This window comes from Larkinella arboricola (genome assembly GCF_003259745.1).
Taxonomy (GTDB): Bacteria; Bacteroidota; Bacteroidia; order Cytophagales; family Spirosomataceae; genus Larkinella; species Larkinella arboricola.
Genome location: NZ_QLMC01000007.1, coordinates 182,867 through 199,355 on the forward strand (window position 1 = coordinate 182,867; position 16,489 = coordinate 199,355).

The following is a 16,489-nucleotide window of genomic DNA, read 5'->3' on the forward strand; positions in this document are numbered from 1 at the left end:
CAAGTATGAAAATAGGTGCATTTTCCATTGGACTTGCAGGATTGCTTTCGCTGGCAACCGACTCGAAAGACATTCAGTTCAGCCGTTATTTTGTGGCCGCCGAAAGCTATGAAACCGTTGGGGTAGCCGATCTTAACAAGGATGGCCGCCCGGATTTGATTTCGGGGGATTTCTGGTATGAAAACTCGACGGACCCGAAAGCGATGTTTCGCAAACGGTATCTAATCGGGAATCAGAAACGGTTTGACCAGTACTACGATGATTTCTCGACGATTCCGCTGGATGTAAACGCCGACGGTAACCTCGACATCATAACGGGTGGCTGGTTCGGGCAGGATTTAAAGTGGCTCGAAAATCCCGGCATTGGCAAAAAAGACCTCTGGACCGTGCACGAAATCGGGAAAGTGGGGAATGTGGAAACCACCCGCGCCTGGGATGTAGACGGCGACGGAACCGTTGAAATTGTACCCAACAATCCAAAACACCCACTCAAGTACTTTAAACTGGAAAAAGGCGGAACCTTTAAACAGGTCGATGTGGCCCCCACGCAGGACCACGGGCTGGGAGTGGGCGACGTGAACGGCGATGGTCGCAAGGATTTTATCGTCAGCAAAGGCTGGCTCGAAGCACCCGCTGACCGCGAAAAAGGACCGTGGACGCTGCATCCGGAATTTGAACTGGGTACTGCCAGTGTTCCGATTCTGGTCGTGGATGTGAACAGTGATAAACGCAACGATCTGATTGTGGGTCAGGGGCACGGCTATGGCCTGCATTGGTACGAGCAGACGCTGGAAGGCGGCAAACGTGGCTGGAAAAAGCACACCATTGATGAGAAAGCATCGCAGTACCACGTGCTGGAATGGGCCGATCTCGACGGTGATAAAAAGCCTGAACTCATCACCGGCAAACGGTATCGGGCCCATAACGACGGCGATCCTGGTGCTTATGACGACGTAGGGCTGTATTATTTTACCTGGAACGGCAAGGAATTCGTTAAACACACAATCGCCTATGGGCAGCCGGGAAAAGGCAAAGGAACCGGTATTTATTTCGCCCTCGCCGATTTGCGCGGCACCGGTCGGCTGGACATCATTGTAGCCGGGAAAGACGGCCTGGAAATTTTCTTCAACGAGAAATAAACGATAAAAAGGAGTCGGATCACGTGAAAACCGGTTGCGGTGTTCATTGATCCGACTCCTTTTTTGTTGAGAGTTACTTCACTTCGCCCGGAATCACCACAACATCACGCCGGACGTTACTCCGTAAAACCGCCATTGTAATGCGCTGACCGATGGTTTCTTCGATCAGTAATTTATGGAGGTCATCCACGGATGTGACGGGTTGGCCGTTGAATTCAACGATGATATCGCCCTGCTTTAGTTCACTGTTGTAGGCAACGCCGTCGGCTTCGGTGCTGGCCACAATTACCCCGGTTTTAGCGTTCAGGTGGTTGTATTGCTTGATGCGTTCGGTCAGGTTGATCAATTGGCCGGCAATACCCAGATACCCCCGGCGAACCCGCCCGTGCATGATGAGCTTTCCGGCTACCATCGCCGTCAGGTTCGACGAAACCGCAAAACAGATGCCCTGCGCGGGCAGGATAACGGCGGTATTGACACCAATTACATCGCCCTGCGAATTGACCAGCGGTCCGCCGGAGTTCCCCGGATTGAGCGAGGCATCGGTTTGGATTACGTCGTCGATCAGGCGGCCCGATTCTGACCGGAGCGTCCGGCCCAGCGCACTGACGACCCCCGCCGTAACGGAATACTGAAAACCGTAGGGGTTGCCTACCGCGATGGCGATCTGACCGACCTGGACCTGTTTGGAATCCGCAAACCGGATGGCTTTCAGACCGTCACCGTAAATTTTGATTACGGCAATGTCGGTGGCCGGATCGCGACCGATCAGGGTGGCTTCAAAGTCGCGGCCGTCGGGCAGAGCCACCTCAATTTTTGAGGCTCCGGCCACAACGTGATTATTCGTGATCACGTAACCATCCGAGGAAATGATGAAACCCGAACCCGTTCCGCCGTCGGGCTGGCCGCGCCCCCGGACCGGCGGCTGGCCTTCCCGCTGACGACCGCTCACTTTAATCTGTACGATCGAGGGGCTTACTTTTTTCGCTACATTTACCACGGTGTTGGAATACGCATCGAGAAGTGGAGCGTCCGAATCTCCGGGTTTGCCCGTAAACGATTCCAAACCCATATCAGTTACAAATTGTACGTCCATGATTTTGCATAGTTAGTTGTAAATACAACTTGCAAAGAAAGGGCCAGGCCAGAAAGGGCAGGTCGAACCGTCAATTTGTCAGTGTAATTGTATTTTTGCTCACCCATATCCGTATACTACCGGCAACGCGATGACCTTTGAAGAATATTTAGTCAGTAAAAAGATTGATAAGCAGCAATTTGAGCAACAAGAACCGGGGCGGTATGCATCCTGGAAAGCCGAATTTGAACAGCTGCATCCGGAAAGTTTTACTACCCAGAAAAAGTTTCTGATCAATGAAGTGCGCCGGAAGTATCTGGCGCGTTAGATAACGAATCCGGAGTTTCAGCCCGGCCATCGAGAAAATTTAGTATTTTTATCCACACTCATAACCCCATTTTAAGCGATTTTATGCAGCATTACGATTTTGCAATTGTTGGAGCCGGATATGCCGGTAGCGTATTGGCCGAGCGTTTGGCCAGCCAGTCCGGCAAGAAGGTTCTGGTACTCGATAAACGCCCGCACATCGGTGGCAACGCCTATGATTATTACAACGAAGACGGTATTCTTATCCACCTGTACGGTCCCCATATTTTCCATACCAATTCCGCAGATGTTTTTTCTTACCTGTCAAATTTCACCGAATGGCGGCCCTACGAACACCGGGTGCTGGCGTCGGTAGAAGGGCAGTTGCTGCCCATACCGATCAACCTGGATACGGTCAATAAACTATACGGGAAAAACTTTACATCCGAAGAACTCGCCGACTATTTTAAAACCGTTGGCGAACCTGTAGAGAATATAAAAACCTCTGAGGATGTGGTTGTTAGTCAGGTGGGGCGCGATCTTTACGAGAAGTTTTTCAAGAATTACACCAAGAAACAGTGGGGCGTTTACCCCTCGGAGCTGGATAAATCCGTTACTTCCCGTATTCCGACCCGGACCAATCAGGACGACCGGTATTTTTCGGATGAGTTTCAGGCCATGCCGCTGCACGGTTTCACGAAGATGTTTGAAAAAATGGTCGATCATCCGAACATCACGCTGATGCTGAGTACGGATTTCAAAGACGTTAAAGACAGTTTGTCATACGATCAGTTGATTTATACCGGGCCGGTTGACGAGTACTTTGATCACTGTTACGGGAAACTGCCGTATCGCTCGCTGCATTTTGAGCACAAAACTCTCAACGAAGAATGGCATCAGCCGGTGGCCGTTGTCAATTATCCGAATGACCACGCCTACACACGCATTACGGAATATAAACACCTGACTGGACAGGAACATCCAACCAAAACCAGCATCACGTTTGAGTATCCGCAGGCCGAGGGCGACCCATATTACCCTGTGCCGATGCCAGAAAACGCGGAGTTGTACCGGAAGTATAAACAACTGGCTGATCAGCAGGATAATGTCCACTTTGTAGGGCGATTGGGAACGTACCGGTATTACAACATGGACCAGGTTGTGGCTCAGGCATTGACGCTGTATAAAAAACTGGTTGGAGCCGATTCGCTGGCTGATGTGGCCGCCGGAAAAACACCGAACGAATAAAATAGTAAATAAGAAGTTTTTGAATACTCATTTCTGATCGACAGATAGTATACCGGTTAAAACTGGTTGAGATTTTGGCGATCATAAGTGAGTATTTCGTTTTTAGGGGCAAATTTCATTACAAATGAGATTACTTTTTTGCCTGATGGCGTCTAAACGATACCAGGCTATTTAGATTTAGGCTCATTTTGTATGAAAATACCCTTACTGCTACTGACGTTGACGGAGTTGACGCTCGGTCGAGGATACGCTTTTGGTCAGGATTCGACCTGGGCGGAAACTCTCCCGAAAAAGTCGCCCGTTCAGATCTTTACGGAGTTAGGCTTATCGGGTAGTACTTCTCACCGAACTCCTTTCTGGCTCCGTACCAATCAGTACGGTATTGTTCCCAACTCCTCGCCTTTCGTAACAGCCCGGGCCGGGATAAAGGCCCAGTACGGTGATGATAGGCCCCGATTACCTGATGCCAGGGCCGTTAAACACCGGATGATATCCTGGGGGTACGGCCTTGAAGCAGTGGCAAATCTGGCCCGAAAACCGGAGGTGCTCCTGTCCGAAGCCTATGTGAACGGAAAGCTGCGGGGGTTGGAACTGATGATAGGCCGTCGGCGGGAAATCATCGGGCTGGCGGATTCTTCTTTGGGAACCGGTTCGTATAGCTGGTCGGGCAATGCCCTGCCGATGCCTAAAATCCAGCTTTCTCTTTACGAGTACACGCCCATCGGTTTTACCCGGGGAATTGTGGCCTTTCGGGGTCTATATGCCCACGGCTGGTTTGGTAACAAAGGCCCCGTGACGCATTCGTACCTGCACCAGAAAGCCTTGTACGGACGGCTCGGAAAACCCAACTGGCTGTTCCGATTTTACGGTGGTTTCAACCATCAGGTCCAATGGGCGGGGCGAAGCAAGGTGATTACCGACGACGAACTGATCAAAAACGGCCGTTTTCCCGGCGGATTCACTAACTACCTCCATGCCGTTACCGGACTATCGCTGGCGGCCAAAGGCGATGCCATCGATACGACCGAGTACAGTAAAAACGACCGCGGCAACCGTCTGGGCAATCATTTGGGGTCGATTGATCTCGGGTTTGAGGTAAACGCCAGAGCTTTCTCATTGCTCTTCTACCGGCAAAGTATTTACGAAGACGGGTCGCTGTATTACCTCACCAACATCGCCGACGGCTTGAACGGTATTCGATACCGTAACGGGCGGGGAGCCACCCAAAACTGGCAAATCCAGTCGGCGGTGCTTGAGTTTTTATATACTAAAAGCCAGGGAGGGGCGACGTTCAGTTACATTGACAGAGACCGGGGAGCGGATAATTACTTTAATCATGGGCAGTACATCGACGGCTGGTCGTACCGGGGCCGAACCATTGGAACACCGTTCATCCCACCGGCCATTGATACCAACCCGGCGCTACCTCGTCCTACTACCGGTCCGTTTCCTTTTTTTACCAACAACAATCGGCTCTGGGTCATGCACGCGGGTCTGGCGGGGCGTTTTCGGACGACCGTTTTTCAGTTGAAATGTTCCTACAGCGACAATTCCGGTACCTACCTGAAACCCTTTCCGGAAAAGACCCGGCAGTTTTCTTCCCGGCTGATGGTCCATTTTCCGGTAGCCATTTGGGGCGGTATGCAGTCGACGGTATCCTTAGCGACCGATCGGGGTAACTTATACCCCAATAGCACGGGTTTGTACATCAGCCTGCGTAAAACATGGAACTGATCAAATAAGGCCATGAAGGTCAATCTGATCCAGATAGTGTTCTAAAGGACTTTTCTGATTACAGGGACCGTTCTGCGTACGAATGGAAAGCAAATCCCGCAGTTCATGACCGCCTTTGTAGTATTTGCTCTGGCTGTAATAAGCTTCCACGAAAAAATTACCGACCGAATACAGACTGACTGTATACGGTGGCGATTCGCGGTTTAATAAATGCTGCCCATGCCGCCGAAGCAGGTCGGCTTTCTGGGGTAAGGGAAGCTGGTTGTATTCTGGTTGGGTTAACATAAGCTGCACTGTCAGAAGGCAAATCCTTCTTTAAATTGGACGCAGTTTACGGGTCAGCCGCCAGAAAAAAACGGAATCGACGGGAATAAAATGCCGAATTTAGCTAGCGGCATCACTAAGTAGCTTTGTCTGTTATTTAGTAACAATTGCGTTATGAAATACAGCAACCAGTAACACTTCATGTGTGGTTGTTCCCCTTGCCGTTTTCCCGTCTGCGCGGTTTGCTGACATCCATCAGGTAATTCTGTAACTTTTCTTCCAGCTCCGCCGAGGAGATATTGGCGTACAGTTCGCCGTCAATGGCGAGCGAAATGCGTCCGGTTTCTTCAGAAATGGCGATTGCGGCTGCGTCGGTTACTTCGGTGATTCCGATGGCGGCCCGGTGCCGGAAGCCGGTTGAGGTCAGCATCTCATCGTTCTCCGAAATGGGCAGAATGCAGCGGGCGGCCCGAATCCGATCGTCGCTGATAATCACGGCACCGTCGCGCAGAGGACTGTATTGTCCGGCAATTGACAATAGCAAACGCTTCGAAACCACGGCGTCCAACGAGTCGCCGGTTTGAATGAACTTATCCAGATCATCGTTTTTACTGACCACCATCAGGCCCCCGGTAAATTCTGACGACATGGATTTGCAGGCATCCACGATGGGTTTAAGTGGGGTCGCCGGCTCGGAAACGGCAGGGGGCCGAAACCAGCGCAGGAAGAAACGGCTGTTGGCAATGTTGGTCGATTTGCCGATAATGAGCAAAAACCGTCGGATTTCCTGCTGGAATATAATAATCAGCGCCAGCGCACCGACGCTGATGAAATAACCCAGGAGGGTCGTCAGCAACTCCAGACCAACGGCTTTGGCCACCAGATAAAGCAGGTAAATCAGTAAGTAACCCAGAAAAATCCGGCTGGCGATGGTACCTTTTACCAAATAATAAATCTGATACAGCAGAAAAGCCAGCAGCAAAACGTCCAGCAAATCCACCCATTCGATATCGAGAAAACCAATTTTCATAACAGAGATTCAGGGTTATCTTGTCGGTTTCAAGCAGCCTGTTGACAACTTGTAACCAGTTTAATGGCTTCAACGGCTTCACGAACATCGTGTACCCGTAAAATGTCGGCCCCTTTCGCCAGGGCGAGCGTATTCAATACCGTCGTACCGTTCAGCGCTTCTTCGGGCTGCACGTTCAGCGTCCGCCAGATGGTGGATTTGCGCGACAGCCCAACCAGCAGGGGCGCATCGAAGGTCTGAAAGGCTTCCAGTTGGTTCAGAAGCTGGAAATTCTGCCGGGGTGTCTTGGCAAATCCAAAGCCGGGATCAATCAGCACGTCGGCCTGGCCCAGTGCCCGAAGCTGGGTCAATTGTTCCTGAAGTTCCCCTAAGACGTCTGGCACCAAATCCCGGTAGTGGCTGTGTTGCGCCATGGTCTGGGGCGTTCCGCGCATGTGCATCAGGACGTACGGCACCCGCAGTCGTGCGACGGTTTCGAACATGCGTGCATCGAGCGTACCGCCCGACACATCGTTGACCAGCACGGCCCCCGCTTCGACGGCCTGACGCGCCACCGACGCCCGGAAGGTGTCCACGGAAATCCAGACCGCCGGAATGGCTCGGGTAAGGGCTTCGATGACCGGCAAAACCCGGTCGGCTTCCTCCTGCGGGCTAATGTCGGCGGCTCCCGGGCGGGTTGAATAACCGCCAATATCAATCAGCAGCGCACCTTCAGATTGCATCGCGGCTGCCCGTTCAACCGCCTGATCGACAGAAGGTAAACGGCTTCCTGCAAAGAAGGAATCCGTCGTACTGTTTAGTATTCCCATCACAACCGGCGTGGTCAAATCCAGAACATTTCCCCGCAGGTTGAGCGTTTTTTTCGTAACTTTCGGCATGAAATTAGTGGGTAATCTCCGGTTTCCGTTCTTCGGTTATCGGTCAGTATGCCGCAAAAAACGGTGACACCTGCTGATGACTGCTCACTGAAGAATCCAACGTATGTCGCAAACCGAAGCTCAATATCGGCAAGTCATTCAACTCTGCAAAGAGGTTTTCCAGAAAAAGAATAAAGACTACGGTACGGCCTGGCGCATTCTGCGGCTGCCCTCCATCACCGACCAGATTTTTATCAAAGCCCAGCGAATCCGAACCTTGCAGGAGCGCGGGACACACCGGGTGGAAGAAGGCGTGGTGCCCGAATTTATGGGCATCATCAACTACTGCGTGATGGCTCTGATTCAACTGGAACTGGCCGGTAACGACCAACTGGAGTTTTCGGACCAGGAACTAACGGACCTCTATGATCGTCAGGTAAACAACGTGATGGCGCTGCTGTTTGCCAAAAACCACGATTACGGCGAAGCCTGGCGGGATATGCGGGTTAGCTCCATGACCGACATCATCCTGATGAAACTCCTGCGCACGAAGCAGATCGAAGACAACCAGGGCAAAACCCTGATTTCGGAAGGCGTCGATGCGAATTATATGGATATGATTAATTATGCCGTATTCTGCCTGATTAAACTGGGCGTAGTAGAAACCTCTGTACCTCAATGAATCCTATAAAAACCCGTGCCGTTCCTGCCCGGACGACGGCCACCTGGCAACGCGTCATCGCGCAGATTGCCCGTTTTGTCGTTGGTGTCATTTTTATTTTTTCGGGTTTGATTAAAATCAATGACCCGGTTGGCACCCAGATTAAACTGACCGAATATTTCGAAGTGTTTGCGCTCGATGTGCCGTCGATGGCGGGCTTTTTTCACGGCCTGATTCCGTATACGTTAATCCTGTCGGTATTTTTCTGCGCGGCTGAAGTGGTGCTGGGCGTGGCCCTGCTGCTGTCGTACCGCATCCGGCTTACTTCCTGGATTCTGCTGGCGCTGATCGTCTTTTTTACTTTCCTGACGTTCTACTCGGCTTATTTCAATAAAGTGACCGACTGCGGTTGTTTTGGCGACGCCATTAAGCTGAAACCGTGGACATCCTTTAGCAAGGATATTTTCCTGCTGGTTCTGATTCTGGTTATTATCTGGCAACGGCGTGTGTTTCGCAACCTGCGCACCGGCTTTCTGGTCGGGCTGGCTACGGTCGCTTCCGTCGCGTTGGGGGTATATGCCATTCAGCACCTGCCTCCGCTTGATTTGCTGCCTTACGCCGTTGGCAAAAGCATTCCGGCGCAGATGCAACCCTCCGAGCCATTACGGTTTGCCTACGTGCTGACCAAGGATGGTAAAGACTACGAGTTTGAAAAATACCCGACCGACACCACCTATAAATTTAAGGAAATGGTGTTGATGAACGAATCGGCCAAACCCAAGATTACCGACTACCGGGTCTGGAACGACGAAGGCGACTTTACGCAGGCGACGTTTGAGGGCAATAAACTGATGCTGATTATCCGGGATATTCACGACCTGAGCATCGGCGACATGCCCGCCATCCGGAAATTGATGAAAGGGGTGGAAGACAACAACGTGATGCCCATGATTCTAACGTCGGTCAGCGATGAGCAAATCAATGCTTTTCGGCACGAATACCAGCTTGCGGTTCCGGTCTACAAGGCCGACGCGACGGTATTAAAAACCATCGTGCGTTCCAATCCGGGCCTGTGGCTGATCAGCAACGGCGTGGTGCGCGGCAAGTGGCATCATACCGATACGCCAGCGCCCGAAACCGTGCTGTCTCTACTGCCCAAAAAATAAGTGGTTGTCTTTCCGGTTCGTTAAATGAAAAATATTTTTTTGGTCGGAATGCCGTCTTCCGGGAAATCAACGCTTGGAAAACGGCTGGCCCGGCAATTGGGGTATCGCTTTGTGGATACCGACAAGCTCGTCATTCAGCAGGAGGGAGGACGGAGTATCAACGACATTTTCCGGACCAACGGGGAAACCTATTTCCGGGAAGTTGAAAACCGGGTATTGCGCACCATCCAGCCCGACAGTCGGCTCGTGGTGGCTACGGGGGGCGGTATGCCGTGTTTTCACGACAATATGGCGTACATCAAAACGGCCGGATTCAGCATTTTTCTGGATGTTTCGCCGGAGCAATTGCTCGAGCGGATGCAGCGTCATAGCCAGGATGATCGTCCGCTTTTCAAGCGTCAGGACCCCACATTGCTGGAAAATCTCCGGCAGAAATACACCGATCGCCGGAATTTTTACCTTCAGGCCGACCTAACGGTATCCGGCGAAACGGCGGTGGAAGAACTGGGCCGGCAGATTGAGCCTTATCTACAGTCCTGAACTATATTCGGATAATTTATAATCTTTCAGGGGTGGTGGAACCATTTGAAAGAATCATTGTGTATTCTATACAGTTTGCTTTCCTCATGCCCCTTTAAAGGCAAACTGAGCCGTATATTCATGAAAAAGTACCTGATTGCCTGGCTGCTCTCTCTCGGGCCCTTATTATCCTATTCGCAACAAGCTGCTGACTCGACACTACGACAGGCCACATTAGAAAGTTGTATTCAATATGCACTTCAGCACCAGCCTGTTATCAAACAATCGGAGCTTGACAAGCTGATTGCCGAACGAACAATCCGCTCCGCGCTGTCGAACTGGCTGCCGCAGATTTCGGGCGCCTACAACATTCAGCATTACCTTAAATTACCCATTTCGCTACTCCCTAATTTCAGTAATCCCTCTTCGCCGGAGCGTGTTCCGGTAACCACGGGTTTAGCAAATTTGTCGAACATTCAGTTTACGCTGAACCAGAATATTTTTAACCGCGATGCCTTGCTTGCCAGCCGTACCGCCGATACATACCGTCGGCAGGCCAGCCAGAGTCTGGTCGATAACCAGATTGATGTAACCGTCAATGTGAGCAAAGCGTTTTATGATCTGATTCTGACCCAGAAACAGGTGGATATTCTGGACAGCGACATCCTTCGGCTGGAGCGAAGCTTACAGGACGCGACCAACCAGTACAAGAGCGGTATTGTCGACCGGACCGACTACAAACGGGCGGCTATTGCCCTGAACAACTCCCGCGCGCAACGCAAACAGGCGCAGGAGCAAATCAACGGTAAGGCGCAGTACCTCAAACAGTTGATGGGCTATCCGCCCAAGGCTGAACTGCAACTGACGTACGATACGCTGCAACTTGCCAACGAAATTTATATCGATACCACTCAACTGATCCGTCCCGAAAACCGGATTGAGTTTCAGTTGCTCCAGACGCAGCAGGATTTGCTGAAAGCCAATCTCCAGTACAATCGGTGGGCGTACCTGCCGTCGGTTTCGGCACTGGCCAACTACAACTTCGTGTTCCAGAACAACGAGTTTGCCCGGTTGTACAGCCGAAATTTCCCCAATTCGCTCGTCGGACTTTCGATTGCCCTGCCGATTTTCCAGGGCGGTCGGCGTGTGCAGGAAACCCGGATTGCGGAACTTCGGCTGGAACGTTCGCGGTGGGATTTAACCAATCTGACCAATGCGGTCAATACGGAATACCAGCAGGCGTTGGCGAATTACAAAGGCAATCTGGCCAATTACCGGGCTTTGCAGGAAAATCTGGACCTGGCAACCGATGTCTACCGGGTTATCCAGTTGCAATACCGTTCCGGCGTTCGCACCTATCTGGATGTCATCATCGCCCAGAACGATCTTCGGGCTACCCAACTAACGTATTTCAACGCGCTCTATCAGGTACTGGTCAGCAAGCTGGACGTTCAGCGGGCGCTCGGAACCGTACCGACTTATTAAGGACAAATCATGCAAGTTATTTTTTACCCAAAATCTCCAATGAAGAATTGCCTGAGTACGCTTTCCATACCGCTCGTAACACTCCTGATTCTGACCTCTTGCGGAGGAGACAACAAACAGGCCCAGCAGGGGCCGCCCCCAGCGCCAGCGGTTTCGGTCGTTGAGGCAACAACGGGTAGCGCCGTTTATTATGACGAATATCCGGCAACGGTAACCCCCCTGAACGAAGTGCAGATTTTCCCGCAGGTGTCGGGTTACATTTCCGATATTTTCTTCCAGGAAGGGCAGGTAGTCAGCAAAGGCCAGAAGCTGTATGAGATTGACAAACAGCAATATCAGGCCGCTTACGACGAAGCCGTTGCGAATGTCAATGTGGCTGAGGCCAATCTGAACCGTGCGCAGAAGGATGCGGATCGGTACGAAACGCTGGCAAAGCAGGACGCCATTGCCCGGCAGGTGGTTGACAACGCCGAAGCGGCCCTCCAGTCGGCCAAAATGCAGCTTGCGGCTGCCAAAGCCAATGTGTCGCGGGTGGCTACGAGCCTGAATTACGCAACCATCAAAGCCCCGCTGACCGGTACCATCGGAATTTCGCAGGTAAAACTGGGAGCCGCCGTTTCACCGGGACAAACCCTGCTAAACACCATTTCGGCCGAAGATCCGATTGCCGTTGACATTGCCGTTGACGAAACCGACATTCCGCGCTTTGTTCGCTTTCAAAACCGTAAACACAACGATTCCACCTTTGTTTTTGTCCTGCCCGACGGAACGGCATACAAGGCTTCCGGTCGCATTGCGATCATTGACCGGGCCGTTGATCCGCAAACCGGAACACTCAAAATCCGGTTGGTCTTCAACAACAAACAGAAAATGCTCAAATCTGGCATGAACGGTAACGTCCGGGTGCTCAACAGTGAGTCGGGACAGCGGTTGCTGATTCCGTACAAAGCCGTTACGGAGCAGATGAGCGAGTACTTTGTGTACGTGCTCGGCGACAGCAGCAAGGTGTCACAACGGAAAGTGCAGTTGGGCAACCGGATTGGTGCCAATGTGATTGTGAAGGAAGGAGTTCGTGAAGGAGATAAAATTGTGACTGAAGGTATTCAAAAATTACGGGAAGGTGCGGTTGTCAAAGTGGCTGATGGTGCGGGGGCTCCCCAATCCACCTCATCCGCTGCGGCTCCGTCAGCAACCGGCCAAACCCGTTAACCCGCTTCAACCATGTTTGCCAATACGTTCATTAACCGGCCCGTAACGGCCATCGTTATATCCATTGTTATTGTTTTAGTCGGGATATTAGCGATCTTAAATTTACCGATCAGTCAGTATCCTGACATTACGCCCCCGGTGGTTCAGGTGACGGGAACGTATACCGGAGCCGATGCCCAGACCGTGGAACAAACGGTGGCAACGCCCATCGAAACCCAGGTCAACGGAACGCCCAACATGCTGTATCTGCAAAGCAACAGCACCAGCGATGGCCGGATGACCATGAACGTCACCTTCGACGTGGGAACCGATGTCAACATTGCCGCCCTCGACGTGCAGAACCGGGTCGGTATTGCCCAGCCGCAATTACCGGCGGAAGTAACGCGTCTCGGTTTGACGGTTCGGAAACGGAACCCGAGCTTGTTCATGCTGGTCGCTATTTACTCGCCCAACAAAACGCACGGCGTTTCTTTCCTGGACAACTACGCCAACATTTTCATCCGGGATGCCCTTCTGCGGGTCGAAGGGGTAGGGGATATTTTCTCCCGCGCCGACGACTTCAGTATGCGGATATGGCTGCAACCGGATAAAATTGCCCAGTTGGGAATGACACCCGGCGACGTTATTGCGGCTTTGCAGGAACAGAACCTGCAGGTGGCTGCCGGGTCCGTTGGGGCTCCTCCGCAGCAATCGTCGCAGGCGTTTGAGTACACGGTATTTACCAACAGCCGACTCAGCAAGGAAGAGGATTTTCGGAATATTGTGGTGCGGAGCAAGCCCGAAACGGGGTCTGTTGTTTACCTGAAAGATGTGGCCCGTGTTCAACTGGGTAAGTTTAGCTACATCAGCAACTCGTTTGTCGACGGCAACCGCGCGGCTTACCTGCTGGTTTACCAGTTGCCGGGCAGTAATGCCCTTTCGACGGCCAAGGGCGTGTATGCGGCCATGGATGAGTTGAAAAAGTCATTCCCGAAAGATGTTGACTATGTCGTGCCGTTTGAGTCGGTTTCGGTGGTGCAGGTTTCCGTTGATGAGGTTGTGAAAACACTGGTCGAAGCGTTGGGGCTGGTGGTTATCGTGGTGTTCCTGTTCCTGCAAAACTGGCGGGCGACGCTGATTCCGGTGCTGGCTATTCCGGTTTCCATTTTGGGGACGTTTGCCTTTTTCATACCGCTCGGGTTTACCATCAACACGCTGACGCTATTCGGGTTCGTTCTTGCCATCGGGATTGTGGTCGATGATGCCATTGTGGTGGTCGAAGCCGTTCAGCACTATATCGATCACGAAAAGCTATCGGCTCGGGAAGCCACCCGAAAGGCCATGCGGGATATTTCGGGGCCGGTTATTGCCATCGCCCTCATTCTGGCGGCCGTGTTTGTGCCGGTTGGTTTTGTACCCGGTATTGTGGGGCGGCTTTATCAGCAGTTTGCAATTACCATCGCCGTTTCCGTGCTGATCTCGGCCTTTGTCGCCCTTTCGCTGACACCGGCTTTGTGCGCCCTGATGCTGAAACCCAGCGAGATAAACGCGAAGTCGAAGGGCCTGAACCGATTCTTCTTTAGATTCAACCAATGGTTTGATCGCACCAGTAGCTCCTACAGCCGGGGCGTTAATCAGATGATCAAAGCCTCACCGCTCGTGCTGGTGCTGCTGGCGTGTCTGTTTGTGGGAACGGGATTCCTGTTCAAATCCAAACCAACCGGTTTTATTCCGACGGAAGATGAAGGCCGGGTCATTATTACCTACGAAATTCCGGAAGCGGCTTCAACCACGCGCAGTTTGGCGGTGCTCAACCGGGTAATGGAAATCCTGAAAGAGCAGCCTTATGTGGCCCACTTCTCGGCCCTGGGTGGTTTGAATGCCGTTACATTTTCCAGCAAATCCAACAGCGGTACGGTATTTACGCAGTTAAAACCGTGGAGTGAGCGGAAGGATAAATCCGTTCAGATCGACTCGGTGGTGGTGAAACTGCAACGAGCCCTATCGACCATCAAGGAAGCCAATGTTGTTGTCATTCCGCCCCCGGCCATTCCGGGGATGGGGCAGACCGCCGGTTTTACCTTTGAGATCGAACAGCGCGAGAGTACCGACGATGTGAAAGCGTTTGATCAGGTGGTGCAGAACTTCCTGGCCGAAGTCAACAAACGACCCGAGATTGCCCGGGCCTTTACGTACTTCACGTCTAAAACGCCGGCTTTCCGGGTGGATGTGGACCGGGAGAAGTGCAAGAAACTGGGCATCAACGTTAACGAGGTGTACACCACCATGCAGACCTACCTCGGTAGTATTTACGTGAACGACTTTATTGTGTACGGTCGGAAATTCCGGGTGGTGGCGCAGGCCGATACCATGTACCGGTCGGATGTTCAGCAGTTGGGGCGGTATTTTGTCCGTAACCAGGGCGGAGCTATGGTGCCGCTGAGTACGGTTATCAAAACGCAGGTCATTGAAAATGCTCCGCTGATTTCACACTACAACATGTTCCGTTCCGTTGAAATTAACGGAAGTCCGAAACCCGGTTACAGTAGTGGGCAGGCCATCGACGCCTTGAAGGAAGTGGCTGACAAGGTTTTACCCGCCGGATACGGTTATGACTTTTCCGGTTTAAGTCGGGAGGAGATCAGTTCCGGTTCCAGCACGGTTTATATATTCAGTTTGTCGGTGTTGTTTGTGTTTCTGTTCCTGGCGGCTCTCTACGAAAGCTGGTCCGTACCGTTTGCGGTTCTCCTGTCCGTGCCAATCGGTGCCTTTGGGGCCATCCTGACGCTGACACTGATTCCGTACCTGAGCAACAACGTGTATGCACAGATCGGTTTGATTACGCTGATTGGTCTGGCGGCCAAAAACGCCATTCTGATTGTGGAGTTTGCCAAGGAACGCGTCGATCGGGGGACAGACCTGCTTGAATCGACACTTGAAGCGGTTCGGTTGCGGCTCCGACCAATCATCATGACCTCGCTGGCCTTTATATTGGGCGTATTGCCGCTCGTCTTCGCCAGTGGAGCCGGGGCCGTTGCCCGGAAAACCATCGGCTGGACGGTATTTGGCGGGATGCTGGCCGCGACCTCGCTCGCCATTTTCATCGTACCGGTTCTGTTCGTTGTGATTACCCGGTTTGCCTACGGCAAGGAAAAGCTTGCCGAACTCAAGGAACAAGCCCGGAAACGCGAAGAAGAGCACCTGGTGCAGGAGAGCGAGGAACTGAAGCTGTAATCAGCACAGAAAAGCGACCTGATCGTTATGAAACGTCTGGCGTAGCTTGATCAGCGCAATACGAGTCCAGGATTTGACCGTTCCAAGCGGCAGGTTGAGTTGTTCCGCAGCTTCCTGCTGCGTATAACCCTGAAAATACAGCAGGTCAATCACCTGCCAGTATTTTGGATCCAGGTTCGTATTGACGGCATCGCTGAAACCGATAGAACCCGTATTTGTCCAGACCATGCCCATTTCGGGTAAATAGCCCTCCAGCGGTAATTCGATCTGGGGGGCTTTTTTATGGGCTCGCAGGTAGTCATAGGCGGTGTTGCGGGTAACATGGAGTAACCAGGTATACAAACGGCCCTTGTCGGAATCGTGCCGGTGAATATTTTTCCAGATTTTAACGAATGCATCCTGCAAAACGTCCTGGGCTTCGGTTTCGTCCTCGACGATTTTGGTAATGACGCTTAAGAGTGTGGGTGCGTATCGATCATATAATTCCCGATAAGCAACGCGGCTGTGCGATTTCAAACCATCAATCAAATCAGCTTCGCAAGCGATAGTAAAAGTCTTTTTCAAGTGGTAGATAGCAAATTAA

General features: G+C 52.0%; 15 protein-coding genes. 10 read left to right on the forward strand and 5 right to left on the reverse strand.

The window, feature by feature from the left end:
- Positions 1-5: 5 nt before the first annotated feature.
- Positions 6-1,139, forward strand: coding sequence for an FG-GAP repeat domain-containing protein (locus LX87_RS24590; protein ID WP_111630948.1), 1,134 nt, complete (start codon positions 6-8; stop codon positions 1,137-1,139).
- Between the two features lie 73 nt (positions 1,140-1,212).
- On the opposite strand, the gene LX87_RS24595 is transcribed toward LX87_RS24590, so the two are convergent.
- Positions 1,213-2,235 (reverse strand): S1C family serine protease, encoded by a 1,023-nt coding sequence (locus tag LX87_RS24595; RefSeq protein ID WP_111630949.1) that lies wholly within the window; start codon positions 2,233-2,235, stop codon positions 1,213-1,215.
- A 130-nt stretch (positions 2,236-2,365) separates the two neighbouring features.
- Here LX87_RS24595 and LX87_RS28900 point away from each other — a divergent pair, with 130 nt between their 5' ends.
- The 3 genes from LX87_RS28900 (at position 2,366) to LX87_RS24605 (ending at position 5,502) form a co-directional block, all read left to right on the forward strand.
- Positions 2,366-2,542, forward strand: coding sequence for a hypothetical protein (locus LX87_RS28900; protein ID WP_170139449.1), 177 nt, complete (start codon positions 2,366-2,368; stop codon positions 2,540-2,542).
- 83 nt (positions 2,543-2,625) lie between these two features.
- Positions 2,626-3,768 carry a UDP-galactopyranose mutase gene (gene glf, locus LX87_RS24600; RefSeq protein ID WP_111630950.1) on the forward strand — a complete coding sequence of 381 codons (1,143 nt, stop codon included), beginning with the start codon at positions 2,626-2,628 and terminating at the stop codon, positions 3,766-3,768.
- A gap of 192 nt (positions 3,769-3,960) precedes the next feature.
- Positions 3,961-5,502 carry a capsule assembly Wzi family protein gene (locus LX87_RS24605; RefSeq protein WP_111630951.1) on the forward strand — a complete coding sequence of 514 codons (1,542 nt, stop codon included), beginning with the start codon at positions 3,961-3,963 and terminating at the stop codon, positions 5,500-5,502.
- Here the strand turns inward: LX87_RS24605 and LX87_RS24610 are convergent, their stop codons facing one another.
- From LX87_RS24610 to folP, 3 genes are all read right to left on the reverse strand, one after another.
- A complete protein-coding gene (locus tag LX87_RS24610; RefSeq protein ID WP_111630952.1) occupies positions 5,503-5,787 on the reverse strand; it encodes a hypothetical protein in 285 nt (94 codons plus the stop codon).
- Between the two features lie 178 nt (positions 5,788-5,965).
- Complete coding sequence (gene cdaA / locus LX87_RS24615; RefSeq protein ID WP_111630953.1) at positions 5,966-6,805, reverse strand: diadenylate cyclase CdaA; 840 nt, start codon at positions 6,803-6,805, stop codon at positions 5,966-5,968.
- Positions 6,806-6,825: 20 nt separating this feature from the next.
- Positions 6,826-7,674, reverse strand: coding sequence for a dihydropteroate synthase (gene folP / locus LX87_RS24620; protein ID WP_111630954.1), 849 nt, complete (start codon positions 7,672-7,674; stop codon positions 6,826-6,828).
- Between the two features lie 103 nt (positions 7,675-7,777).
- On the opposite strand from folP, the gene LX87_RS24625 reads away from it, so the two are divergent.
- From LX87_RS24625 to LX87_RS24650, 6 genes are all read left to right on the forward strand, one after another.
- Positions 7,778-8,335: a DUF1599 domain-containing protein gene (locus LX87_RS24625; RefSeq protein WP_111630955.1), complete on the forward strand. Its 558-nt coding sequence runs from the start codon at positions 7,778-7,780 to the stop codon at positions 8,333-8,335.
- The gene (locus LX87_RS24630; protein WP_111630956.1) at positions 8,332-9,480 is read left to right on the forward strand and encodes a BT_3928 family protein; all 1,149 of its coding nucleotides are present in this window, start codon (positions 8,332-8,334) and stop codon (positions 9,478-9,480) included. Before LX87_RS24625 ends, LX87_RS24630 begins: the two co-directional genes overlap by 4 nt.
- A gap of 24 nt (positions 9,481-9,504) precedes the next feature.
- Positions 9,505-10,020, forward strand: coding sequence for a shikimate kinase (locus tag LX87_RS24635; protein WP_111630957.1), 516 nt, complete (start codon positions 9,505-9,507; stop codon positions 10,018-10,020).
- A gap of 120 nt (positions 10,021-10,140) precedes the next feature.
- On the forward strand, positions 10,141-11,484 hold the full coding sequence (locus LX87_RS24640) for a TolC family protein (protein WP_111630958.1): 1,344 nt from the start codon (positions 10,141-10,143) through the stop codon (positions 11,482-11,484).
- A gap of 39 nt (positions 11,485-11,523) precedes the next feature.
- Positions 11,524-12,693 (forward strand): efflux RND transporter periplasmic adaptor subunit, encoded by a 1,170-nt coding sequence (locus LX87_RS24645; RefSeq protein ID WP_111630959.1) that lies wholly within the window; start codon positions 11,524-11,526, stop codon positions 12,691-12,693.
- Positions 12,694-12,705: 12 nt separating this feature from the next.
- A complete protein-coding gene (locus LX87_RS24650; RefSeq protein WP_111630960.1) occupies positions 12,706-15,906 on the forward strand; it encodes an efflux RND transporter permease subunit in 3,201 nt (1,066 codons plus the stop codon).
- On the opposite strand, the gene LX87_RS24655 is transcribed toward LX87_RS24650, so the two are convergent.
- Positions 15,907-16,470: an RNA polymerase sigma factor gene (locus LX87_RS24655; RefSeq protein ID WP_170139450.1), complete on the reverse strand. Its 564-nt coding sequence runs from the start codon at positions 16,468-16,470 to the stop codon at positions 15,907-15,909.
- Positions 16,471-16,489: the final 19 nt, after the last annotated feature.